General features: G+C 67.2%; 20 protein-coding genes and 5 pseudogenes. 12 read left to right on the forward strand and 13 right to left on the reverse strand.

All coding sequences use genetic code 11. The features are described from left to right. Window positions 1–340 precede the first annotated feature (340 nt). The 3 genes from AB0A61_RS31835 to AB0A61_RS31845 all read right to left on the reverse strand — a co-directional run bounded on the left by AB0A61_RS31835 (window position 341) and on the right by AB0A61_RS31845 (window position 4,025). Entirely contained in the window at window positions 341–1,741 is a 1,401-nt protein-coding gene (locus tag AB0A61_RS31835) for a hypothetical protein (protein WP_361299975.1), read from the reverse strand. A gap of 65 nt (window positions 1,742–1,806) precedes the next feature. Beyond that, window positions 1,807–2,253, reverse strand: a complete 447-nt coding sequence (locus AB0A61_RS31840; RefSeq protein ID WP_361299978.1) for a hypothetical protein — start codon at window positions 2,251–2,253, stop codon at window positions 1,807–1,809. Window positions 2,254–2,390: 137 nt separating this feature from the next. Continuing rightward, complete coding sequence (locus tag AB0A61_RS31845) at window positions 2,391–4,025, reverse strand: hypothetical protein (protein ID WP_361299980.1); 1,635 nt, start codon at window positions 4,023–4,025, stop codon at window positions 2,391–2,393. Window positions 4,026–4,615: 590 nt separating this feature from the next. On the opposite strand from AB0A61_RS31845, the gene AB0A61_RS31850 reads away from it, so the two are divergent. Beyond that, window positions 4,616–4,900, forward strand: a complete 285-nt coding sequence (locus AB0A61_RS31850; protein ID WP_361299983.1) for a hypothetical protein — start codon at window positions 4,616–4,618, stop codon at window positions 4,898–4,900. A 967-nt stretch (window positions 4,901–5,867) separates the two neighbouring features. Here AB0A61_RS31850 and AB0A61_RS31855 read toward each other — a convergent pair. The 4 genes from AB0A61_RS31855 to AB0A61_RS31870 are packed head-to-tail and all read right to left on the reverse strand — an operon-like array spanning window position 5,868 to window position 11,246. Further along, window positions 5,868–6,032 (reverse strand): hypothetical protein, encoded by a 165-nt coding sequence (locus tag AB0A61_RS31855; protein WP_361300127.1) that lies wholly within the window; start codon window positions 6,030–6,032, stop codon window positions 5,868–5,870. Between the two features lie 12 nt (window positions 6,033–6,044). Beyond that, a complete protein-coding gene (locus tag AB0A61_RS31860) occupies window positions 6,045–6,620 on the reverse strand; it encodes a hypothetical protein (protein WP_361299986.1) in 576 nt (191 codons plus the stop codon). Between the two features lie 2 nt (window positions 6,621–6,622). Next, window positions 6,623–10,891, reverse strand: coding sequence for a DUF6531 domain-containing protein (locus tag AB0A61_RS31865; RefSeq protein ID WP_361299989.1), 4,269 nt, complete (start codon window positions 10,889–10,891; stop codon window positions 6,623–6,625). After that, window positions 10,881–11,246, reverse strand: coding sequence for a hypothetical protein (locus tag AB0A61_RS31870; RefSeq protein WP_361299992.1), 366 nt, complete (start codon window positions 11,244–11,246; stop codon window positions 10,881–10,883). The genes AB0A61_RS31865 and AB0A61_RS31870 overlap by 11 nt, the downstream gene beginning before the upstream one ends. A 258-nt stretch (window positions 11,247–11,504) precedes the next feature. Between AB0A61_RS31870 and AB0A61_RS31875 the strand changes: the two genes are divergently transcribed. The 6 genes and pseudogenes from AB0A61_RS31875 to AB0A61_RS31900 all read left to right on the forward strand — a co-directional run bounded on the left by AB0A61_RS31875 (window position 11,505) and on the right by AB0A61_RS31900 (window position 15,392). Next, on the forward strand, window positions 11,505–11,666 hold the full coding sequence (locus AB0A61_RS31875; protein ID WP_361300118.1) for a hypothetical protein: 162 nt from the start codon (window positions 11,505–11,507) through the stop codon (window positions 11,664–11,666). A gap of 110 nt (window positions 11,667–11,776) precedes the next feature. Continuing rightward, window positions 11,777–11,902, forward strand: a pseudogene (locus AB0A61_RS31880) (IS5/IS1182 family transposase); the annotation flags it as partial. A gap of 625 nt (window positions 11,903–12,527) precedes the next feature. Continuing rightward, window positions 12,528–12,971 carry a group 1 truncated hemoglobin gene (locus tag AB0A61_RS31885; protein WP_361299995.1) on the forward strand — a complete coding sequence of 148 codons (444 nt, stop codon included), beginning with the start codon at window positions 12,528–12,530 and terminating at the stop codon, window positions 12,969–12,971. A gap of 22 nt (window positions 12,972–12,993) precedes the next feature. Further along, window positions 12,994–14,151, forward strand: a complete 1,158-nt coding sequence (locus tag AB0A61_RS31890; protein WP_361299998.1) for a globin domain-containing protein — start codon at window positions 12,994–12,996, stop codon at window positions 14,149–14,151. Then, window positions 14,148–14,906: a DivIVA domain-containing protein gene (locus AB0A61_RS31895; RefSeq protein WP_361300001.1), complete on the forward strand. Its 759-nt coding sequence runs from the start codon at window positions 14,148–14,150 to the stop codon at window positions 14,904–14,906. Before AB0A61_RS31890 ends, AB0A61_RS31895 begins: the two co-directional genes overlap by 4 nt. A gap of 78 nt (window positions 14,907–14,984) precedes the next feature. Beyond that, window positions 14,985–15,392, forward strand: coding sequence for a hypothetical protein (locus AB0A61_RS31900; RefSeq protein WP_361300004.1), 408 nt, complete (start codon window positions 14,985–14,987; stop codon window positions 15,390–15,392). A 419-nt stretch (window positions 15,393–15,811) separates the two neighbouring features. On the opposite strand, the gene AB0A61_RS31905 is transcribed toward AB0A61_RS31900, so the two are convergent. Then, window positions 15,812–16,057: a Smr/MutS family protein gene (locus AB0A61_RS31905; protein WP_361300121.1), complete on the reverse strand. Its 246-nt coding sequence runs from the start codon at window positions 16,055–16,057 to the stop codon at window positions 15,812–15,814. A 514-nt stretch (window positions 16,058–16,571) separates the two neighbouring features. Between AB0A61_RS31905 and AB0A61_RS31910 the strand changes: the two genes are divergently transcribed. Next, complete coding sequence (locus tag AB0A61_RS31910) at window positions 16,572–16,859, forward strand: hypothetical protein (protein WP_361300007.1); 288 nt, start codon at window positions 16,572–16,574, stop codon at window positions 16,857–16,859. Between the two features lie 176 nt (window positions 16,860–17,035). On the opposite strand, the pseudogene AB0A61_RS31915 reads toward AB0A61_RS31910, so the two are convergent. Next, window positions 17,036–17,293, reverse strand: a pseudogene (locus tag AB0A61_RS31915) (ISKra4 family transposase); the annotation flags it as partial. Window positions 17,294–17,310: 17 nt separating this feature from the next. Further along, window positions 17,311–17,451 carry a hypothetical protein gene (locus tag AB0A61_RS31920; RefSeq protein ID WP_361300130.1) on the reverse strand — a complete coding sequence of 47 codons (141 nt, stop codon included), beginning with the start codon at window positions 17,449–17,451 and terminating at the stop codon, window positions 17,311–17,313. A 278-nt stretch (window positions 17,452–17,729) separates the two neighbouring features. Here AB0A61_RS31920 and AB0A61_RS31925 point away from each other — a divergent pair, with 278 nt between their 5' ends. Both AB0A61_RS31925 and AB0A61_RS31930 read left to right on the forward strand, forming a co-directional pair. Further along, window positions 17,730–18,110, forward strand: coding sequence for a hypothetical protein (locus tag AB0A61_RS31925; RefSeq protein WP_361300010.1), 381 nt, complete (start codon window positions 17,730–17,732; stop codon window positions 18,108–18,110). A 229-nt stretch (window positions 18,111–18,339) separates the two neighbouring features. Further along, a pseudogene (locus AB0A61_RS31930) lies at window positions 18,340–19,239 on the forward strand (IS256 family transposase); the annotation flags it as partial. Here the strand turns inward: AB0A61_RS31930 and AB0A61_RS31935 are convergent. Beyond that, window positions 19,236–19,547 (reverse strand): annotated as a pseudogene (locus AB0A61_RS31935) (transposase); the annotation flags it as partial. The pseudogenes AB0A61_RS31930 and AB0A61_RS31935 overlap by 4 nt on opposite strands. Window positions 19,548–20,088: 541 nt before the next feature. Between AB0A61_RS31935 and AB0A61_RS31940 the strand changes: the two are divergent. Continuing rightward, on the forward strand, window positions 20,089–20,232 hold the full coding sequence (locus tag AB0A61_RS31940) for a hypothetical protein (protein ID WP_361300013.1): 144 nt from the start codon (window positions 20,089–20,091) through the stop codon (window positions 20,230–20,232). A gap of 8 nt (window positions 20,233–20,240) precedes the next feature. Here the strand turns inward: AB0A61_RS31940 and AB0A61_RS31945 are convergent. Further along, window positions 20,241–20,721 (reverse strand): annotated as a pseudogene (locus tag AB0A61_RS31945) (transposase); the annotation flags it as partial. Between AB0A61_RS31945 and AB0A61_RS31950 the strand changes: the two are divergent. Beyond that, window positions 20,706–21,065 (forward strand): Tn3 family transposase, encoded by a 360-nt coding sequence (locus AB0A61_RS31950; RefSeq protein ID WP_361300016.1) that lies wholly within the window; start codon window positions 20,706–20,708, stop codon window positions 21,063–21,065. The pseudogene AB0A61_RS31945 and the gene AB0A61_RS31950 sit on opposite strands and share 16 nt — an antisense overlap. Before the next feature lie 664 nt (window positions 21,066–21,729). On the opposite strand, the gene AB0A61_RS31955 is transcribed toward AB0A61_RS31950, so the two are convergent. After that, on the reverse strand, window positions 21,730–22,806 hold the full coding sequence (locus tag AB0A61_RS31955) for a thymidylate synthase (protein WP_361300019.1): 1,077 nt from the start codon (window positions 22,804–22,806) through the stop codon (window positions 21,730–21,732). Window positions 22,807–22,832 lie beyond the last annotated feature (26 nt).

Consider the following 22,832-nt stretch of genomic DNA (forward strand, 5'->3'; position numbering starts at 1 on the left):
GTGGCCAGGTAAGCGACCACCCTCGGGTGTGCAACAACTCATGAGTTCGTCATGATGCTCAGTGCCTGAAGACGGAGTCTGATCAGGGAGTCGGCAGGCATCGGCCCGCGCATCTGTACGTGGATTATGATGAATCTTCAGGATTTCCGAAGACCCATCATGATCCACACTGGCTCGCCAGTCCCGCCTGCCCGGATGACCTGCTGCAACGGAGGAAAGAAGCCCGGCCGAACCCGCGGGATATTGCACACCGCATCTCACTCGCCGTCGGGTGTCGCCATCAAACTGACGACACGCAAAGCACTGTCATGCCGACGAGGCAGAACGCCCTTCAAGGCCCTCAAGCGATCCAGGCCACACGGCCTAGGCGCCGCATGAAGTCCACCGGTTGCGCCGCATACGCCTGGGGGAACTGAAACAGCCGGGAGGCAGTACCCAGCACGTCGGTTAGTTCGCGAGCGTCGGCCGCCATTCGGTACACGGCGTACGCTCTCGGCCTGAACAGCCGCAGCGCCAACGCGCGAAGCCATCCATCCCCCATGACCTTCGCACCAGCAAGAGCCGGCTTCACCAGTTCTTTGGGCATCGCTGGCGCCACAGTCTGCACAGCAATAGCGCCCACCTCGAGCGCGGCGCCGGCGATCGCTTCCCAGTCAGCGGTCAGCCCGCCCAGATCCGCAGCCAACGCCTGCAGAAGCTGCTGGGTCGCGCTTGGCTCGCCGCGCCGCAGACACTCAGCCAGCTCCCCGCGACGCCTCCGGACTCTGCGGGCGGTGCGGCGCAGCGTGCGCACACGGTCTGCGACCTCGCTGAGGCTGGTCGATGAGGCCAGAACTGCGGTCATCCAGAACGGCAGGCGGACGTCACGGCGGTCTTCGCTCCACTGCTGGGCCCAGACACGCTGCAAGAATGCCTCCGGTTGCGTGGTCACTTTCAGGCTTTCATCGGCCCAGCGGGCGCGCGCCAGCAGCATCGGCGAGCGCAGACAGCCGCCGACGTAGGTTACTGAGGGACTGGTCTGATCCTGCGCCAGCGCCGTGTCCAGCGACTGTGCGAATCGCTCGTAGATCAGCGCACGGATGTCGTTGTCGAGGATCAGCGCGTCCGTGCTCTCGCCGCGCACCCACGATCCGCGTTCGATGCCGAACAGCGCCTCTTTGAAGCTCTCTCGCTGCGGGGAGGTGTTGTATCCCAGTTCGGCCTCGATCGCTTCGCTCGCATGGTTCGGGAAGCCGGCCCTGGGCAACAGCTCAGTCCAAGCGTCCCGCAGCCAGCCCATCCATGGCGCCCCGCCCTCCGTCGCTCCGCCGAGCTCGTGCCAGGCCCACGAGTAGTGCTCGTCCAGGACCAGCCGCAACCGCAAGCCTGGTCCCTCCTCAGCGAGTTGCAGGCTACGGACAAGGCCGTCAATGCCGAGCAGCCTGTTCGCGCGCGCGGCCATGTCGCCGTAGTCCAGCACCACGAGGCGGTCGTGGAAGATCACCGCACCCACCACCACCGACAAGTTCGCCAGCGCGATGAATGGGTCGCGAATCGGGCCCAGGTCGGCCTCCAGGAGTTCGCACGCGTCGCGCAACGCCGACCAGTCCACCAACGCGATCGAAGCGACGCCGCGCGGCTCGAGGCTCTGCTCCAAGTAGTATCGATACTCCGGCAGTTGAGCTATCTCGTCGGCCCGGAGCTCTTCGTTGTTCGGTGCTCCCCACAGCCCTGCCCCGACAGAGGACACCACGGCGTCCACGGTGCGAGCGGCCCGCCTGTTCGGTTCAGGGGAGGCCGTAAACCTAGTGAAGTCGACGCGCCTGCTCATGACCGGGCCACCAAAGGGATCAGCGTACCGATCTCAAGGAACAGCTGTTGCAGAGCACGGTTGCCGGACGTCACGTCAGCGCACTCACCGACAACGACGATCTTGGGTGCGTCCGCGTCGGAGTCAGCTATGAACTTCAGGAGATGCAAGACCGGCTCGGGCAAGATTCCGGTGCCGACATGGAGAAAGACCCAATCCGCGGTCTGCGAGGCCTCTACAACACGCTCGACGAGCCTCTCACCGGTTGGGAGGTAGTTGGAGATCCGGAACCACGCGATGCCGTCAACGAGCTCCTCATAGGCCCCTGGCCGCCCGCACATGTGCTCGATCAAAGGCCCGACGCCCTGAGTGTCATAGACCAGGATGCACATCGGGTTCGACGCGGCAAGCAGAGCCTCGTTGAGAACTTCGAGCTGACGTGGCAGGTACGGCGTAGTACTCACAACGAACCCTCCTTCAGCAACCTTCAGGCGCCAACAGCCCCGTCGGCGCGACGTGGGATGTTCGTCCCTATGGCGTACCGACGGCCGAACCGCAGCGAGAGACAGGGGGCGCGCACGGCCCTGATCCACGGGAGTGATCACTCCAGCAGAAATTCCAGGACGGCAGTCTGGTTGGCGGGCGCCCCGGCGGACGTCCAGGTGAGAACGTCGGGGCCGGCGTCCGAACGGGCGGTGACGGTTAGCGTCCACCAACCGGCAGGGAAGCCGGCGCCGGTCACGGGCAGCAGGAGGGCGCGGGTGCCGTCGTGATCCTCGACGCTCACCACCCGCACCGGCGTCCCGGGAGACGGTGGCATTGCCGCGGTCTCGTGCGCAACCGTCCCCTCCGGGTTGACGAGCTGCAGTACGACGCCGTGGGCGGGCGGGTCTTCGCCCGGTCCTCCTGCGTACGCCGGCACGTCGGTTCCAGGTGGCACCTGGCTGAGACCGGGGAACAGACGCAGCCGTTCGCCGTCGCCGAGCGGCACGTCCGGCAGCTCCGCGTAGAGGACCGGCTCTCCCGGCGCGACGGCGTCGATCCAGCGAAGCGTCCAGCCCGACAGCGACGGCACGGGCGCCATCGCCACCACTGTCGCATGGTGGTCGTTCGGCTGGATGCTGGGCAACGCCACGTCGGTGATCCGCAGGGCACCGGCGGGCGGGGACGGTACAAACGGCCGGTTCGCCTCCACCGCACTCACGCCGACGCCGACGCCCGTGACCGAGACGCCGCGTAGGCCGGCGGCCTCCATCTTCACCTCCACCATGTCGCCGCCGGGCGCAGCGGGCACCGTCTTCGGCCCTGCAAGGTTCGGGGGGGCGCTCATCAGCGTCGCCGTCGCGCCGCCGTCGAGCGCGAGCGTCAGCGACATGCTGATCGCCGCCCGGTCCACCGAGACGGTGACGTCCAGGGGCTCACCGCTGGCACGCGGGCGGACGGCGCCGTTGCGCACCCAGAGTTCGGTACCAGCCTGCCAGAGCACACCGCCGTCCGCGACGGAGAAGCCCTTGTCGGGACGGCCGAACGCGCGGGTGGGCGTGCTGCGTGCCCGAACGAGCGGCATGTCCGCGTGCCGGGTCGCGGTGACCTGGATCCGGTCCCAGGCGAGCGGCTCGGGGCTCTCCAAGAGCAGGGCGTTGCCCCCGGGCAGCGTGACCGCGGACAACAGGCAGCCGGGCGGCAGGTCCGACAGGTTTCGTACGAGGCGGTGCAGCGCGGCCGCGAGATCGCCGAACTGAGGCGCGAAACGGGTCGGCCACTCGGCCGCCACGGGCCTGGGGAGTCGGGCGATGGCGATCTGCTCCTCTGTCTGCCCGGCCGGGGAGCCGCAGGGGTACGCCGGGTCGGCGATCGGCAGGCACAGGTGCGCGAGGTGTTGCCAGGACGCCTTGCCGTCGAGTAGGTGGTAGCCCACGAAGGAGACTGAGCCTGTGCCCTCGAGGACGAGGCGCTGCAGCCCTCGGGTCCGCCACTCGACGGTCTGGCCAGGAAAGTCACAGCGTTGGCGGGTGCGTTCGCGCCCCGAGCTGAACCCGGTGACGGTCAGGTCGGACGTGCCGTCGGCGGAGACGACGCGTACGAGCCAGGCGGGGTACGCGAATTCGAGCGTGACCGGCGCGCCCGGCGCGACCTGCAGGCTGTACCAGCCCGGTAGTTGGGCTGGCTGGAAATGCAGCCCTCTAGCGCAGCTCAGCGTGACGCTCCCGTACGTCCACAAGGGATTGCTTTCCACCAAGGGCACGTTCAGCTCGTTGAACGGCAGTGGCGGAACGTCGGGCACTAACGCCCGGTACACCTCGAAGCCCAGGTCCGGGAAATCGAGCCCATCCGGTGGGAACCAGCGCAGGAGGATCCCGGGCGGGGTGGGGTGGCCGTCCCACTGCTCGACCGACCCACTGGACGCGACGCCGAATATCGCTAGTTCATCACCGTTGATGGCGGGCTCCCTCCGAACTCGATCGAGCGGGAGTGGAACAGCAGCAGCATCGAGAGGTTACAACTCGATTCAGGCACCCGGCAGTCGGCTGACCAGCAAAAGCTCTGCCGGATCCGCAACTCAGCCGTTTTTCTGCGTCGCACCGCACATTGCCGTACGGGACACACGTCGTGCACGAGAGGCGGCCGTGGTGCCATCGGCGTAGCCCTCGCAAGACCGATGCACTTTATTCGCTACAAATCGAGCCGCGTCGTTCCATCCGCCGCGCCGTACCGTCCGTGCTGCTGTCCGGCCTGCTCCTCGCCGGCTGTTCATCCGGTGCGCACTCGGACTCGGGCGCCTCGGGGAAAGACGGGTCCCCGGCAGCAGGACAGTCAGGGAGCGCGGTGCCCGCAGGTACGCAGACGATCCCGGTTGGTGCAGGCCCGCAGAAGAAGTACACGGTGCAGCAGCAGCCGCCGGCTGGCAGTTGCCACTACCGCAAGACGGCGAGCGGGGAGCCGCTGCCGGATCTGAAGTGCACACCCGGCGCGACCTCCCCCGCAGTCACCCAGGCGAACCTGAAGACCACGATCTGTCGGCCCGGCGGCTACACCAAGGGCATCAGGCCGCCCGTCTCGATCACCAGCAAAGAGAAGAAGCTGAACGCCCCTCTACGGCTACACCGGTAGCCTGTCGGATGCCGAATACGACCCCGACATCTCGCTGCAGCTCGGCGGCGACCCCAACGACGACCGCAACCTCTGGGTCGAGCCCGCCGATCCGGGCCATAAGACGGGCGGCGGCATCAACAACAAGAAGGATCCGGTGGAAACGAAGCTCCACACCGCGGTCTGCTCGGGGAAGGTCGCGTTGGCCGCGGCACAGCACACGATCGTCACCGACTGGACGACGGCGCTGAAGACGCTGGGATTGGGATAACGGCTGCCCCGGACTCCATGCCAAGAACTCAGCAGTTGGGTTTGGCGACTGGGGGGTTGTACCCGTCAGGAGGTCCGGATGGACGTGCCGGGGTGGGCTGAGGGGTGTGAAGGCTCAGCTGGATGCGTTCGCTGGTGCGCAGGATGGTGGCTTCGGCCGGAGGGGCTGGCCACGTGATGACGAGGTAGTCCTCTACGGGTTCTGCGCTGGTCTTGTCGCGGAGGGTCTCACGCCCCGGGCGTGTACACGCATGCGATACCAACCGGGCCCGGTGGGACTGAGAAGCTCTGCGCCCTCGACGGGCCCGAGTTCGAGCGATTCCACCTGTAGCTGTCCTGCTGGGGCGTGCACACTGACCTCGACGATCTCCTCCCACTCATCGCTTTCTGGTGCGGGGGGAGGGCCCTGCTCGGTCCGGGTGCTGACGCATACCTCGCCGGTGTTGATGCCGGTGATCACGAACGCGCCCTGCGTCATGGGCGCAGCGAGGGCGTTGGACCAGTCAGCGGACTCCGTGGAGATGCTTCCTGCGTCCAGGACCCCGAAGAGTCCTTCGGTGACAAATTCCCACCGGCCACACCCCCAAGCCGAAGGCCCGTCGCCCGTTTCCCGGCCCCGTCGCCCGGGCCCTGGCCGACCCAGCGAACCTGCAGATGCTCGCGAGCCGCTATGACCCGAACGATCACGGAGTGCGGGACGCCTGGGAGTCCCTGGTGTTCACCGGTCGCCGCTGCACCAATGGTGCGGTGCGCAGTAGGGCGCCACGTCGATGAGCGGCTTGCCCGGCGGCAGCAGCCCAGGACTCCCGGCGTGCATCGTGGTGACGTCGGGCTGCCAGACCGGCCCCGAGGAGGCGACAAGCTCGGGGGTGGCTTGCCGCACCGACCGGTGCTATCACCTGTGACCGAGGGCGGGTTCGGAGCTGGCGGGAATTCTGTATGCGGCGGCCTCCTTCTCATCGAAGATGACGACCAATGAGTCCGGCATGTAGGTGAACCCGGAGCCGGCGGACTCTCCCAGGGCGACTGTCACAGGGGCGGCAGCAGAGAAATCAAGCCGGACAGCCCACGGCATTGCCGGGCATCCTTCATTCGGTACATGTGTCACAGGCGTGATGCCGGTAAGAGTCATCCCGAGGAACTCGGACCACTCGGCTCGTCCGGACACGTCGACAGCTGTTCCGGAGAGGTCCGGTGTGTCACCCGGTTCCGTCAGTTCGAGGGCCAAGCCTTCGTTGAGGCCGTCCATGGCCCAGGACGCCGCCAGGACCCATCCGTTGCCCAGGGTGAGGGCAACCGCCATGTCAACTTCGTGTGCGCCGCGGTCCGCGCGATGGCCTTCGGGCCACGTTCCACCCGACGGGGCTACATAGCGCACTGCCGTAAGCGGTGCGTCTGCGACGTCTGACAGGAGAGTCGCCAGCCGTTCCCGGTAGAGCGGCTCCTCGAGCCAGGGAAGAAGAGTGATCATAGCTAGTACCGTCCGAAATACTGGAAATCGCCATTGGCGTCGAATGTAGCCCCGAATCCGCGGCCGCCGGCCGGATCCGGCATGATATATCGAGTTCCTCCGGCGAAGTTTCCCGAAGTAACGGGAACCTGGGTCGTGTTCGGGTTGGTCAGAATATCATCGAGAAGGTTCTGACCGGCCGAATCCAATTGCTTACCGGGCACGACGTCAAGGTCTCCCCGGTTCATGTGCTTCTGATATTCGCGTCCGGCACGGGTGAGCTTCCCCTTGTCCGGTCGCTCGCCGCTCTTCGACAGGTCATCGAGGCACTTGGCGAGGCCGTGTGGGTCGCTGGCAGCCCAGGGGTTCTCCACATAGCCGTAATGGTGAGGGGCGGGCTTCAGGCCGAGTGGGTCGGGAGCCGTGTACCGGGCGGTGTCGGGGTCGTAGTAACGGAACCGGTTGTAGTTCAGCCCCGTCTCTGCGTCGCTGTACTGCCCCGGAAACCGAAGCGGGCAGTCCAGGCTGGAGTCATCCGCTGTAGAGCCAGGCATACGGGTGCCCCACAGCGAGGTCCGCCATTGCCAGGCGACGTCCCCGGACGCCGACACAAGCTCCATGGGAGTGCCGACGGGATCAGTGATCACCGCGTGGAAGCGTGTAGCGGTCTCCGGATCCGTCTCCTGAGCCAGCTTCGCGAGGAAGGAAGTGCCGGAGCTGCGATCGACTCGGCTGTGGTCGATCTGTGCGACCGGACGGTGCGTGTCTGGCTCGTAGTCCCAGGTCGTGACCCTGCCGCAGGCACGAACCTGCTCCATGAGGCGGGTGCCGTCCCAGGAGAACTCGACACGATCTGCCGGAGATCCGTCCTCGGCGATACGGTGTTTGGAGATGCGACGACCGAGTGGATCGTAGAGATACCGCCATCGGTCGCCGTTCGGTGTGACCGCCTCGGTCAAGCGGTCCTCGGCGCTCCAACAGTACGTCCAGGTCCGTGTCTGCCCGTTGAGCAGCCTGCGTGTCTTACGGATCAGCCTTCCCTGCGCGTCGTGCTCGTAGAAGGTACGGCCCGCACGGCGGATGAGTGTGCCGTCGAACTCGCGCTCACCGGGGGAGTCGTGTCCGGGTGCTGTCGCCTGCACAAGGTTGCCCACCGAGTCGTAGGCGTATGTCTCGGTCCAGCCCTGACCCTGCACACTCGTGACGCGGCCAGCGCCGTCCAGATCGAACTGGCGAGTGCCGGACGTCAGCTCACGGATCTCGGTGACGTAGCCGTCAGCTCGGTACGCGTAACTGCGATGCTGGAGAAGTCGATCGGCCTCGCTCGATGTCGCCGTCGCTGTCACCGACTGCGTGGTCAGTCGGCCCCTCGCGCTCCAGCGTTGGGCCAGCCTCACGCTCTCGCCCACCTGGCGCTCGGTCTCGCGACCCAGTGCGTCGTGTGTGAAGGACAGCCAGCCGACGTCCGAGTGCAGTGCCGCCGGGCGTCCCGCCTCGTCATATGTCCAGGTCGACACCAGTCCGGAAGGTGTGACCCGGCGGGTGCAACGCCCGAGCACGTTGTACTCGTACGTCGTCGTGCCGCCGTTCACGGCTTCGGACAGAACGCGTCCCAAGGCGTCCCGTTCTAGCACTATCTCGGCGTCTGCGTTGAGAGCCCGTGACAACCTGCCGTCGCCACCGTACTCATATCTCGTGATGTCGCCCGCGCCATCACGCTGTTCGACGACTCGACCACGCGCGTCCCGTGTGAAGTACAAGACCTCGCCCGCACCGTTGGTCCGGGCGGTCAGGTTACCCGCCGCGTCATGGACGTACGTCAGGGTGCGCCCGTTGAAGTCCGTTTCAGCGACCAGGCGGCCGGCCTCGTCGTAGTTGTACGTCCAGGTGCGACCCTGTGCGTTGCGGACAGCGGTGAGGCGCAGCTCGGTGTCATAGGTGAAGTCGTAACTGGCGCCGTCCGGATCTTTCCGGGCGGCCGGCAGGTCGAAGTGTGTCGCCGTCAGCTGGGTCCTCATGCCCGCCGGGTCCGTGTGGGCGAGCAGGTTGCCCTCCGCGTCCCAGGTCCACGTCTCCCGTGCGCCGTCGGGCTGCTCCCGCCAGGACGGCTTACCCTCGGACGTCCAGCCCATGCGAATGGTGTGGCCCAGCGGATCCGTCATCTTGACGATGCGGCCGAAGGAGTCCCGGCATAGCGAAGTCGTGAGGCCGAGCTCGTCCGTTAGGGCAACGGCCAGGCCCGCCCTGTCGTACGCCACGGTGCGGGTGTGGCCGAGCGCGTTCGTGATCGCCGTCGGGCGGCCCGCGTCGTCGTACACGTACCGGGTCTCGGCGCCGGTCGGGTCCACCGTCGCCAGCAGGTTGCCCCGCTCGTCGTAGGTGTGCTGCCAGACCGCCCCACCCGGCTCGACCACCTCGGTCGGCAGGCTCAGCGCGCTGTACGTAGCCCGGGCCACCGAGCCGTCCGGCAAGGTGAGTTCGGTGAGGTTGCCGGCGTCGTCATAGGCGTACCGGGTCGTGTGACCGAGAGGGTCCGTCACCGAGAGCGGCCGGGCTCCGTACTTGTCCCACTCGGTGAGAGTGACGTGGCCGAGTGGGTCGGTCTCCGCCACGACCAGGCCCTCGGCGTTGTACTGGTGGACGGAGACACGGCCTTGGGAGTCCGTGTACCTGGTCGTGCGGTTCGCGTCGTCGTATTCCAAGGAGCCGGACAGGATGCCGTCCACGCCCTCCGTACGGACCACCCGGCCGCGCTCGTCATAGACGTACGAGAACCAGGTGCCGTTGCGGTCGGTCCAGCGGGTGACCCGGCCCTCGGTGTCGTAGGTGAAGCGGAGAGGCTCGCCGCTGGAGTTGATGACCTCGGTCAGGTTGCCCGACCGGTCGTAGCCGTAGCGCATCACGACCGTGCCCTCATCGGGCGCGGTACCCGGGCGGTAACGGGACGGGCCTTCGTCCAGGAGGCGCAGGGCGGTGATGCGCGGCCCCTGGGTGTCGACGGCGACGTAGTAGCCGCCGGAGTGGCGGATGCCGAACGGGACACCGTCGTCGTCGCGTTCGACGTCGATGCGGTTGCCGTTGCGGTCGCTCCAGGAATCGAGGGCAAGGTGGAACACGCCGAAAGACGGGGAGGGGACGGGTGCGGCGAAGGTGCGGGTCACGCCCGTCGCCGGGTCGGTGACCGTCATCGCACCGTCCGGCTTGCCGTCCCACTCCAGGGGCCAGCGAGCGCCCTTCACCGGCATCGTCGGCACGCCCGGCTCCGGCACCGGGTACACCAGGCGCATGCCGTCAGCCGCGGCGAAGACGACTCCCTCGCCGTCGATCTGGAGGCACTCGTCCAGGGTGGAGATCCAGGTCGGGCCGAAGCAGACGCCACCCCGGTAGGAGGAGAGGTGAGTGCGGGTGAACTGGAGCGGCAGACTGCCCGGCAGGGTCAGGTCTGTCTGCGTCATCAGCATGGCGCCGGTCGCCACGTCGATCGGCTCGCCCACACACGGCGTGTCGTCGGCGTTGCGGGCCGCTCGGCCCAGATCGACCAGGTCCGGGCGGAGCGACGGCGGGCGCAGCAGGGGCGGGGTGGTGTTGGCGAGGCCGCCTTCCATGCTCGACGTCATCAGGCCGCCGCCCGCTCCGAGCACGCCGCCGAAGATCATGCCGTCCTTGGCGGCCTGGTTGACCTCGTCCAGGCTGAAGCCGTGCTGCAGACCGGCCATCATCTGCAGCGGCTGGGCCACGGCAGCGTCGATGGTGACCGACTCGACCCCGCCGAACGCGACGCCGGCGAAGGCACCTCCGATGATGTCGGCCACCACTGCGGAGACCCCGACGCCTATCGTGGCGCCGAACTCGATGACCGCGTCCGCCGCAGCCGCCGCCGCCCCCGAGGCGATACCCGCGGTCATGATGGCCAGCGTGATGCCGCCCGCGATCACAACCGCGTCGATGGCTATCCGCGCCCAGAGCTTGTTGATCGCGTCATCGATGCCGTCGGCGAACTTGTCCAAGGCGTTGGCCATATCCCGCGAGGACTTCGCGAGGTCACTCAGCCAGCCGCCGTCCTTGCCCTTGGCATAGCGGTCCCAGAACTTGTGGAACGCCTCGATCGACTCGCCCGTGTTGTTGTGGATGATCTCGGACGCGCTGCGGTGCACCGGGGAACGGACGTCATCCACCGACTCGGCGAACGCACGCCACGCATTCGCCGCGTCCCGCAGCTTGTCGGGGTCGGCCTCGGGCCACCACAGGCCCATGTCGAGAAGGATGTGGCGGGCTTTGGACTCAACGCTCACCGGCACCGTCGCTCTGCTTGCCGGTCTTCACTTCCTTGAACATGCCCGCGACGAGCTTGTCGTTCTCCACGTGCCCGTCCGACATGTCCACCATGGCCTCGTGAATGCTCGTCAGCCCGAGCACCAGGATGCCCGCCGCACTCTCGATCGACTTCTGGTGCGGCTTGTAGACGCCGCCGAACTGGTTGCCCTGCTCGTCGTGACCCCAGGGCTCGCCCAGGCCGTCCAGGGTCTTGATGAGAGTGGTCAGGGCCTTGCTCAGATCGGTGGCGCCCTTCTGGAAGGCCGGTGCCGCCGCCTTGATGTCGGCGGTCTTGATGTCCAGCACCTTGCCGGGGACCTTGCCGTCGCCCATTGATACCCCCGCCCCGTTCGCAGCTGCGGCTTCCGACCCTAGGACGGCAAGTTCAAGGAAGTCCCATGCCAGGGTAATTCAGGAGTAACGCTCCCCTCCAACGGCAGCAGGCGGCGAAACTCGCCGATCGTGACAGCACGGCCGCGCCTGGGGCGAGCTCTACGTCGCCCGTTCCGGGTGGACTAACCGCAGAAGGAACTCATCGCGAGACTCCTGGCGGATACCTGCGAGATCTGCGGAAGCAAGGGCAACGTGCAAGTGCACCACGTCCGCGCTCTCGCCGACCTCGCACATGCCGGATGGCAGCCTTCCGACCGGGCGCGCATCATGCTTCACCGGCGCCGCAAAACAGTCGTGGCCTGCGACATCTGCCACGACCGTATCCATTCTGAACGGCCAGCCAAACCATTCACGCAGTAGTCACTGGAGAGCCGGATGACCGGGAAACCGTCAAGTCCGGTTCGGCGGGAGGCCGCGCGGAACAGGACTCGCCCTCACGGCGAGCACCTCGCCGCGCGGCCGACCCAACCTCCTGGCTGTCCGGCTACCGCCGACTCAGCCCCCGCTACGAACGCCATCCCCGCAACTACCTCGCCTTTCTTGGCCTCGCTGCAGCACTGTGCTGTTACAAGCGACTGCTCCGCCTCACCACATAGGCCACCGTCTTAAAGGCTGGGGGTCAACTCGCCTCGGACAGCGGGGAAGTCACCCGTCTCAGCGGCCGCCCGCCGACGAGGGGTCGAGCACTGGGCGATGCCCAAACGGCGCCCCGCATGCGGCTGTTCTCACTCTTTGTGTTCTATGCCACACGATCCGTGGTGATCACGCCGAGCTCACCCTCGGTGTCCTGACTCCCCTCCCGCCCCGATCCACAATTTCCGCTGGTGGCAAGGGACTTACGAGCGCACAGACGACTCCGCCAGCACCGGTCGGATCACGCCAACACACGCGATGGCGATCGCATGGACAGGCTTGCGACTCACTGTCGACGTACGACAGGATCACGGGCATCCGCTTCCGGCCGAACGGGATCAGGGCCCTGCCGCGGTGCACACACCCGGCACACCTCGGGGGAACACACCTGGTGTGCAGGCTCGGTGAGGTCCTGGGCGACATCACCGTCGGCGGCGGACGCGGCGGTGCGTAAGGCAGGCGGCTGGAGATCCCGGCCGCGGCCCGGATCCGCCGACCGGGGAACGGGGGCGCGCAAGAGCCGGGATATGAGGCGCATCTATGTGCCGCCATCTGAGACCACAGATGAGAAAGGCCCAAATGACAGACATGACGCTCGACGAAGCTGCCGAGACGCACGCGAAGGAGCTGCCAGGCGACCACCCGGAGATCTCGGCATTCTACCAGCAGATCGGCGGCGCCCCGGCCGTCAAGAAGGTCGTCGACGACCTCTATCTCCACGCGTTGCAGGACGAGCAGCTGGCCCCGTACTTCGAGGGCACCGACCTGCCCACGCTCAAGCGCCACATGGTGTTGATGCTGACCAAGGTCCTCGGTGGGCCGGACAACTACGCCGGGCGAGAGCTAGCCGAAGCGCACCAGGGGCTGGGCGTCACCGGGGAGCACTACGAGCGGGTGGGTCACGTGCTGCTCGGCGTGCTGTGGGAGAACCGCGTCGGAGTGGACGTGCTGATGCATGTGGCCGGGGTGCTCGCCGCGGTCAAGGAGCAGATCGTCCGGCAGCCCTCCGACGAACTGGTGCGGAAAGCCTGACATTGTGGTTGACGCTCGCCGTTTGCAGGAGAGCTGGAACGTGGTGGCCGGTTACGGCGACCAAGTACCGCTGTTCTTCTACTCGACGCTGTTCTTCACCCATCCCGAGACTCGGGACATGTTCCCGATCGGCATGGCAGGGCAGCGTGACAAGCTTTTCGGAGCGCTGGGCACCATCGTGTCCCGCGTCGGCCAGGTGGACGAGCTGGTGCCCTTCCTGGAGCAACTCGGCAGGGACCACCGCAAGTTCGGCGTTCTGGCCGACCACTACCCGGCGGTGGGCTCCGCGCTGCTGGGAACGCTGGCCCACTTCCTCGGCCCGCAGTGGACGGACCAGTTGGCCGCCGACTGGCAGGCGGCGTACGAGCTCGTGGCCAAGGTCATGCGCCAGGCCGCCGAGGAGGCCACCAACAGCAGCCCGCCCTGGTGGGACGCCGAGGTGATCGGCCACGAACGGCGCACGCTGGACGTCGCCGTGCTCACCGTCAAGGCCAACTACCGCCTGGACTTCCTGCCGGGCCAGAGCGTCGCGGTGGCGACCCATCTGCGTCCCGGGATGTGGCGCTACTACAGCCCGGCCAACGCTCCCCGCCCGGACGGCACCATCGAGCTGCACGTCCGCATGGTTCCGGGCGGCCCGGTCTCCTCGGCGCTGGTGCACGGCATCCAACTCGGGGACGTGCTGAGGTTCGGCGCCCCGGTCGGCAACCGGCTGACGCTGAACCCGGACGGCGACCGGCCACTGCTGCTGCTGGCCGGCGGCACCGGGCTGGCGCCGCTGAAGGCCCTGGCCGAGCAGGTCGCCGGGCAGCGGGCCGGGCGGCCGGAACGCCGGGTGACACTCGTCGTCGGCGCGCACACTGGCCACGACCTGTACGACTGGCCCGCGTTGGAGGCTCTCGCCAAGGCGCACCACCGTTGGCTGAGCGTCATCCCGGCCGTCTCCGAGGTCTCCCTGCGGCCCCAGGAGAGCGGCACCGCGGTGGAGGTGGCGCTGCGCCTCGGCCGCTTCACCGACCACGAGGTATACGTGTGCGGCTCGGACCATATGGTGCGCGACTCGGTTCAGCGCCTCGCGCAGGCCGGCACACCGGTCGAGCGCATCCGGTTCGAATCGTTCACCGGCCTGGGTGGCGAGCAGTACGGCGTCGCGTCTCACGGGGAGGACATCGAGTCATGAACACGCCCTACCACCAGACCCAGTATCGGCTGACACCCGAACAGATCCGCACCAACCAGTTCACCCGTACCCCGATCGGCCGGCGCGGCCTGGACGAGGACGAGGTCGGGCGCTTCATGTTGAGAGTCGCCGACGAGATGACGGCGCTCCACCAGGACCTGGCCGGGCTGTGGGCCGAGAACGAACGGCTGCGCAACTTTTACCGCGAGCGGGGAGAGCAGGCGGACGGGCAGGCCGCTCGGGCCGGCAAGGCGGTATCCCAGGGGCAGCCGACCGTCGAGGCCGTCAACCTGCTCTCCCGCGCCCAGCAGCAGGCGGATTCGTTGATCGCCCAGGCGCGCGAATACGCCCGGCAGGTCGCCGACCAGGCCCGTCGGCAGTACCACGACGTGCTGCGTGAGGCACAGCGCCAGGCCCAGGAGGAGGCCGAGCGGGCCGTACTCGAGTACCGCGCCCGCTCCGGCACGCACTACACCGCCGAGTTCGAGGAACTGGAACGCCGCCTGGCCTGGGCACGTGCCTTCCTCGACGCCATCCAGTCCGTGGAGACGCAGCTCAAGACGGCCCGCGAGGCCTTGGCGTTCGAGGTGGAGAAGCTCGCCGGGGTCGGCAGTCCCACGCGCCCGGCCACCGGTCCGGCCCACCGGCTGCCCGTTGGTACGCCCGAGCAGATTCCCGTCGCCTCCGCGGACTCTGCGCGAACCTCGGGCACGGGCGGCCCGGGCGGCGCGAGCACCTGGACCACCCAGGGATGAGGTGCCGGCCGGCCGCGGCGTCGCCGGCTGGGCTGTCCAGGTCAAAGGGGGAGCTTCAACAACTCCTACGTCGACAAGGTGGACAAGTCGTCCGACAACGCCAAGCAGATCGAGCTGCAGGTGACGCAGACGGACAAGAGCCTGCACCAGCAGATGGGTGTGAGCCCCAAGGGGCCGCTGCCCTCCGGGGCATACATGCGCAACACCGTGATCGGCTACAAGGTCATCAAGGAGTGGGCGGACGAGGTCAACGCGTGGGTGCTGGCCCGTGTCGTCCAGAAGAACGGCGAGACGGTCAAGGAGCAGAGCAGCTACACCCGCACCCTGGTCGGCGCCGCTTCGGCGGACGGCGACTGGAAGCTGTCCGGCACGGCCACCACGCGCGCTCACCAGGACGTCGAGAACAAGAGCGCTCCGAAGATGGTCGCCCCCGGCGATGCCGCCTTCAACGACGCCGGGTGGACCGCGATCCGGGAGGCCTCGTGAGACGCCGACTGGCAGCTTTACTGCTCGCGCTGGTTGCGGTCTTCGGTGTGTCGATGTGCGCGCCGCAGCCCGCGGCCGCGGACGGCGGAATCATAGACGACGTCATCAACGGGGCGTGCCGCATTGCATCGGGCCCCATCCTGGGCACTATCACACACACCAGTGACCAGCGGGTGCCTGCTGGAGCACGGTCGTCGTTGGCCTGGAGAGAGCGGCCACGGGCCAGGCTGCGGGCGCCGGCCGGGGGCTGCTGCCGTGCGCATCGGGTCGGTGCCGAGGCGGCGGACGGTGCCGTGCAGGCGTCGCATTTCCCGGGGTGGACAACCCCAACTACTGTAGGCTGGCATTCATGCAGGCCGAAGGGCTCGGTAGGTGCAGGTTCCACCGACGCATGGTGCCCGTCGCGTCGGCCGACGGAGTCATCGAAGGTGGACCAGGACCCGGCCGGCGTTGGTCGCGTCGGTCTCCACGCGGGCGTAGAGCTTCTTGATGTGCTTCTGTGCCAGCAGGGCCAGCACCCGTTTCTTCAGCTGGCCCGTCCCCTTGCCTGGGATGATCTGCACGACGTCGACCCCAGTGGCGGCGGCCTTGAACAGGGTCTGGCGCAGCGCGACGTCGATGTCGCGGTTGTTGCGGAAGATCGGGTGCAGATCCAACGTGAGCAGGACAATCGCCTCCGATACGCTCGATCACCGACCGACGCCGGGTCCCCATGAGCCGTGCAGTGGCAGCGTACGTCGTCCTCCCGCCCCCGTCCCACACTGGTGGTTGCGGACTTCCGGTGGTACCGCCGGAAGCGTGTCGGCGCGCGGGTGAACCTGTGGCAGCCGCAACAGGGGCAGCCCGACGTAGCCGTATCGATAGGACTTGATCGGGCACAAGCCGAAGCCTGCAGGAACGCTGCTTTGATCGGCGTACGCTGGGCTGGGCGAGGCTGCGGCCTGCGGCGAGTGCGGTTATACCGAGGCTGGCTCTCGTGCCCCGACCCCTGGGTTGTCAACGGCCAGGGTTCCACGTCCGCGGTGCGTCGGCCCGTATGACCTCTTCCTCCCCGCAGCCGGTGCGGGTCAGCTGGGCGTTGAGCTAGGCGGCTGGGGCGCCTATCGAGTCGTGATCAAACTGCCTGCTGCATAAGCCGGTGGCGGCCGCCTGCGGCGACTCGCGTGAGATCATCCGTCCATGAGCAGCGATCTGGAAGTAAGTGCTCTGGCGATCAATGTCGCGATCCCGCAGGCGCTCCGCCGGACGGACACTCGACGCGGTGAAGCATTCACGCTGACCACACTCAACGTCCGGCTCCTCCCGGACGGTCACCTCGCCGTGAAGGCCTATGGCAGACCAATCGGTGGTGGTCGGGGCGCATACGTCTCGTTCCCCGTCCCCGATAAACCCGAACTGGCGGCCCTGGTCTCCGACGCCGCCAGCCGTGCCGGGGCGTTGTGGGCCGCCCATCGTGGTCTCGGCTGATCTGAAGGCGCATATTGAGCCGTGATCAATCTACGGAAATCGCCCTCGCGGCGGGGCCTGAACCGGTAGATCTTCTTGCGTGACGCGAGTGCAACTCACTGACGGGGAATGGGAGTTCATCGAGCCGTCCCTGCCGATCGGAGAAGGGTGCAGTTCGTTTCGAGGGACGACGTTGATCAGGCAGTGAGGGCGAACTGCTGCGGGTCGGAGTCGGGGTAGATGCGCGCGTGCTCCTTGCGGATGTGGAAGCGCCAGTAGGGTTCGAGGTCGCCGTTGGCGACGACGGCACGTAGTCGCAGGACGGATTCGGCTCCGGGTAGGCCCCAGCGGGCGCCGGTGATGTCGAGGCGGTCGGCGATCAGATGGCGGCAGGCGCCCTCGACCGCGCCGGTGGCGATCGGCCACCCGTTGTTGAGCGCGGTGTCGTAACGGAGTTGGTCGAGGTGCCCGGTCAAGTAGCGGCCGCGTCGACGGCCTCGCGCCGGGTGGTGGGCAGTTGTTCGAACTCCTGCGGCGTCTCGCGCCACTGCCCGCCGGTCTTGAACCGCCAGATCACGCCCTCGAACTGCTGGCGCAGCGGGTGATCGGCCACTATCCGGACTACTCGGACGTGACCCAGAAGTACGGAGACCAGTACTTCGAAATCCCTCTTCCGTACCGCATGAAGTTCACAGAAGCTGAGGAACGGCTGACCAACAAGAATTTCCTCGACCGCCGGATACGCAGAGGACACAGCTTCAGACTGGCCACCCCGCTTGAGCGCCTGCGTCCACGATCGGCGTATAGTTGGGAGATCCAGTATCTACGCGATCAGTGATACGTGCTCAACGATGCAGGAGACATGTTCATTCCTGGAGGTGGCTGAGCGCGATGGACGAGCCATGGCTTGACGAACTCGCCGAGTTTCTGCGCCGTGAAGGGTACGCCCTGTATGAGGATCAACGGAGTCCAGGCGGGGCCGTTATTCGCTTCCGAGGCCACAGCTGCGAGATCCACATCACAAACGACCGCGGCGACTGGTGGATTGGGCTGTCCCCGCTGGGAAGCGATCTCATCATGACCCCGCAAGTCTGGGCGCACTACATCGACGGCACGAAGCCGGTCCCTGCCACGCAGGCTGAGCCTCTCGACGTTCAGATCACCTTCGTCAAAGAACGACTCAAAGAAGCCGAATTAGCAGCTGCCCGCGATCCTGATATCGACAGGAAACTGATAGCCATCAACCGCGGACTGCTTGGCTTCGACTTCTGAGCCTCTTTTTGCGACCGCTCCAGCGAGTCCTGCAAGGAAGAAACAGGTGGCTTCGCAGGGCTTACACGACAACTGCGGCACGCTGCACCACGTTTGAGGTGACTGAAAGGCAGCGAGCAACGCTCAGATCCTGTGGATCGGCCACGGGAGGACGTACCTTCCCGGGCGATTGATCGATAGGTCACCGAGCAAGACCGACGTTCGCGGCGTCGGTCGGGAAGGCACCTTCATGCTCACCGCAGTCAATGAAGATGGCGCCACGCGAGATGGGTCGTCGCTGCTGGACGAGATCGTCCGGGAGGGCGCCCGCAGGATGCTGGCCGCCGCGCTGGAAGCCGAGGTCAATGCATACATCGCCGAGTTGGCCGACCAGCGGGACGAGAACGGGCGACGGCTGGTAGTGCGCAACGGCTATCACCAGCCGAGGAAGGTCACCACCGCGGCCGGGACCGTGGAGGTGAAGGCCCCGCGGGTGAACGACAAGCGTACCGACCTCGATACAGGCGAACGCAGGCGGTTCTCCTCGGCGATCCTGCCGCCTTGGGCCCGGAAAGCCCCGAAGATCAGCGAGGTGTTGCCGCTGCTCTACCTGCATGGGTTGTCGTCTGGGGACTTCGTGCCCGCGCTGGAGCAGTTCCTCGGCAATTCGGCCGGGCTGTCGCAGGCCACGGTCACGCGGCTGACGGCCCAATGGCAGGCCGACCACGCTGCCTTCATGGACCGCGATCTGTCGGCCACGGATTACGTGTACGTGTGGGCCGACGGCATTCACCTGCGCATACGCCTGGAGGGGGTCAAGGCTGCCGTACTGGTGGTGATGGGCGTGCGGGCGGATGGCACCAAGGAGCTGATCGCGCTGGCCGACGGATATCGCGAGTCGACGGAGGCGTGGGCGGGCCTGCTACGCGACTGTGCCCGCCGGGGGATGCGCGCCCCGGTGCTGGCCGTCGGGGACGGCGCGCTCGGCTTCTGGAAGGCCCTGGCCGAGGTGTTCTCCGACACTCGCGAACAAGGGTGCTGGGTTCACAAAACCGCAAATGTTCTCGATTCCCTGCCAAAGTCGGCCCAGCCCGCGGCCAAGCGCGCCATCCAGGACATCTACAACGCCGAGAACAAGGAGCAGGCCCGCACGCCGGCCGAGGACCGGCCCTTCTTCAGGAACCCGGTCTCGTCGACAACGAGAACGCTTCCATCGGTGCCGAGGCGTTCGGCGGCGTAGGCACGCAGGTCGTCGCGGACCGCGTCGGCGTCCCAACGGGCGTAGCGCAGCAGGCGCTGCATCGGCCCGGACCGCGCAAGGCCCGCCTGCTCGGCCAGCTGCCAACGGTTCTTCCGTTCGACGCCCGACAACAGCCCGAGCAGGTAAGCGCGGGCCGCGGCCCGGGGCTCAACTCGCCCGAACTTGCCCGCGATCCGGGCCATGACCTGGTCGAACATCGCCCGCCAGCGAGCAGGGTCTACGCTATGGCCTGCGGCCACCGCACGATCTTCAGGAGTCCACACAACCCCCGATGATCACGCGGTGGCCGTACCCGTTCCCAGCGCCCGACCTGCGCAAGATCCCGAAACCAGACTGGAGTACTAGGACAGAGAGCCAACTGCCCTCCTCGCTACAATCCGAAGCAGGAGGAGCCCCTTCGGCTTCACGGCGCCGCCGAGGCAGTCGTTGTGGGGGGCTGCGCTTGAGGCGCTGCCCTTGGGGTGGTGATGCTTCGCCGTCCAGCCGCCGGACCAGGGCAGGTGGTCAGCCAGCGCTGAAGCTCGCGATGGCGGAACTGGTAGGCAGGACCGGCATAGCGCAACAGGCCTGCTCGGCATGCCCAGTCCATGAACACAACCAGCCGGAACGGCAACTGTCCTTTGGAACACAGCAGGAACACCGCATAGCGACGCACTACGCGGAGTCTTCCTGGAGGAGGCGCGTGCCCGCCTCGGTGCGGCTCACCCGCTGACGCTACGACTGCGGGTCTCGCACGCCATGCTCGGCTTCGACCAGCCCGGCGGGGTGGCGCACGCCGAGCAGGTGATACGGGAAGCCGCCGCGCACCTCGGTGAAGGGCATCCCACCGTCCGCGACGCCTACGCGCTGCTGGCCGTGGTGAAGTCGAACGGAGCCCAGTGAGAAAATGAGGAGTCGTGGCGGTTGGCGCCGGCCAGGACACGACCCAGCGGAATGCCGTATCCGTCCGTCATGTCGGAGCGTTTCAGGCCCTGCTTGCCGCGGTCGACCGGGGAGCGCCCGGCGGCCTCGCCGCCGCCGGGGGCTTTGGTGATGGAGCCGTCGACGGCGATCTGGTCGAGGACGAGGCCGACGATCCGGTCGTAGGACTCCAGCGCGATCTGTTTGAGCCGGGCGAAGAAGCCGAGGGCGGTCCACTCGTCGCGCCGGTTGCGGATCGTGGTGGCCGAGCAGGTCGTGTCGGCGATCGCCTGGTAGGCGCAGCCGAAGCGCAGGAGCTGCAGCAGCTTGTCGAAGACGATCCGATCACTGATGCGTGGGCGGTGGCAGCCCGGCGGACGGTCCGGGTGGTACTCCGGCCGCTCGGGCAGCAAGGCGGCGAACTGACTGGCTCCAGAGTGGTTCGGTCAGCCACGATGGCAGTACAGGCACAGGTCTCCCCGTTGATCACAGAGCGTCGCAACTCCACGATCGCCAGGACCTGTGCCTGTCTTGCTGCCGGGTACCACCACATCGCCTGTCCGCGCGGCCTCCAAGGGCGAGTCCATCCACTTGCTGCGCGCCGCCAGCTCCACTACGCCCGCGAGGGCAAGATCACCCGGCGTCAGCCCGAGCAGCAGAACGAGCAGGCGTGGTGCCTGACCGTCGTGACGAATGCGGTCATCTGCTGGCACACGGAGTACATGGGTCTGGCCGTCGATCAGCTGCGCGAGGCCGGCCGCGAGGCGACGCCGAGGTCCTGGCGCACATCTCCCCGGCCCGCAGCTCGGCCGTGAACTATTACGGCTCCATCACCGTCGACTACGAACGCGAACTCGCCCGGCTCGACGAGAGGGCCACCGCCCGCTGCGGACCGTGGTCACGGACGACCCGGCCTCCGGCCTGTAGCCGCTCTCGGTCCCAGCGGCGGGCACGGCGAAGGCCGCCCCCCTTGGGGCGGCTGCGGACCCGGTCACGCGGCGGGCCGTGGAGGTTCGGTGATGAGGCTCTTCTCAGTGGGCTTCACCGATATCTGCACGGCACAGGTTTTCGAGGTGGTGGGTCGCGTCATGGAACAGCCGGTCGATGTGGCGTCGGCTCGCCCGGAGAAGCAGGTGGAAGAGGGGGCCGGCGTCGGCGGCGAGTGTCCAGGTGATTCTGGTTCCGGTGCCTGGCAGCGGCGCCAGAACCCACGGTTCCATGAGTGCGTGGACGCCTGGCATGTTGACCTCGTGGACCTGGTGGGCGAAGCGTTCGTAGGTCCGGGTCCGAGTGGTGCGAGGCCACAGCGTCGACCTTGAACTCGGGCGAATACACCTTCATGACCATAAGTGACTCCTCCTTCCCGGCCCCCACCGGGGCCGGGAAGGAGGAGTCCACCACTCGGGGGAAGATCCGAGTGGCCTTGCCCCGCCCTCGGAGTCGCAGGCGTAACGCGGGTGCTGGGGATACGGCAGCCGGTCAAGCAGCTGTGGTCGCCAGCCGGTCGGACAGCGACCAGTAGTACTCGAGATACTCCCGCTCGGCTGGCAGGAGAGGAAGGTTGCGGGTCTTCGCCCGCCTGCCGAGGTATTCGAGGGCCGCGAGCCGAAGGTCGGAGGGTGGTAGCTCGGCCGCGATGCGCAGGGCCTCATCGGGACTTTCCGGGTCCTTGAATGCGTGGTACGCGCGAAGCATGGTGGCGGCCGCGTTGAAGAAGGGGTCGGTGATCAGGTCGGCGAGGCGCCGGGCGTGGACGGTCGCACCGCTGCGGGCCGCGGTTTCCACTTCGAGCACGGCGTCGAGTACGGCGTCGAGGGTGTCCAAACCGCACTCGATGGGCAGCGGGGAAATGCCGTACTCGTACATGCTGTGCATGCCGTGGTGTCGAACGAGCTTCTGCGCGGTGGCGTAGTGGCGCTCGTACACGTGCAGGGTGCCCACGTACCAGGACATTCGTCCCACCGTCCAGCCGAAGGTGCGGGCCATGATCTCATGGAGCACGCTCCATTCGAAGACGTTGATGCCCGAGAAGCCCCAGATCGCGTCGTTGGCGCGGACCGCCACGCTGAGGTGCAGTTCGCCGTCTCTCTGAAGGAAGTGCAGCCAGTTGTTGCACGGCACATCGAGCGAGTCGACATGGTCGGCCGCCGGGTCGAAGATCGTGGCGACGGCCCGCTTGGTCAACGGATCTTCGGACAGGCGGGCCCGGATCGCGGCGAGCTGATCGACTCGCTGCAGGCCCCAGGCGCGCAGCCGCGGACCGTACGCGGCGCGCCACGTCGACCCGTCGTCGGAGAAGTCGGCGGCCCTCGGCAGGTACCGGCCGAGGAACTCAAGGTCGTTCCGGCCGGCCAGGACCCAGAGCGTCTCCGCGATCTGGGCGAACACGTTGTTGTTGCGCTGCGGGACGGTCAGGACGCGCTCGCTCGGACGGTCGATGGTGACGAGCGCCCCCAGGATCTCCTTCTGTTCCCCGCCGCGAGAGGGCACGGCCGATCCGTCCCGGTCGATGGTGGTGAGCACGTCCAGCAGGGCTTCGTTGATGTTGCGACTCATGATGGACTCCTGAACGGTGTGCGTTC

It is taken from the genome of Streptomyces sp. NPDC046197, from assembly GCF_040646295.1.
Classification (GTDB): domain Bacteria; phylum Actinomycetota; class Actinomycetes; order Streptomycetales; family Streptomycetaceae; genus Streptomyces.

Bases quoted from the DNA above. Each gene is read 5' to 3' on its own strand.
- AB0A61_RS31860 (WP_361299986.1), bottom strand. From the start codon at position 6,620: ATGATCACTCTTCTTCCCTGGCTCGAGGAGCCGCTCTACCGGGAACGG.
- AB0A61_RS31870 (WP_361299992.1), bottom strand. From the start codon at position 11,246: ATGGGCGACGGCAAGGTCCCCGGCAAGGTGCTGGACATCAAGACCGCC.
- AB0A61_RS31885 (WP_361299995.1), top strand. From the start codon at position 12,528: ATGACGCTCGACGAAGCTGCCGAGACGCACGCGAAGGAGCTGCCAGGC.
- AB0A61_RS31895 (WP_361300001.1), top strand. From the start codon at position 14,148: ATGAACACGCCCTACCACCAGACCCAGTATCGGCTGACACCCGAACAG.
- AB0A61_RS31910 (WP_361300007.1), top strand. From the start codon at position 16,572: ATGAGCAGCGATCTGGAAGTAAGTGCTCTGGCGATCAATGTCGCGATC.
- AB0A61_RS31925 (WP_361300010.1), top strand. From the start codon at position 17,730: ATGGACGAGCCATGGCTTGACGAACTCGCCGAGTTTCTGCGCCGTGAA.
- AB0A61_RS31940 (WP_361300013.1), top strand. From the start codon at position 20,089: ATGCTCGGCTTCGACCAGCCCGGCGGGGTGGCGCACGCCGAGCAGGTG.
- AB0A61_RS31950 (WP_361300016.1), top strand. From the start codon at position 20,706: ATGGCAGTACAGGCACAGGTCTCCCCGTTGATCACAGAGCGTCGCAAC.
- AB0A61_RS31955 (WP_361300019.1), bottom strand. From the start codon at position 22,806: ATGAGTCGCAACATCAACGAAGCCCTGCTGGACGTGCTCACCACCATC.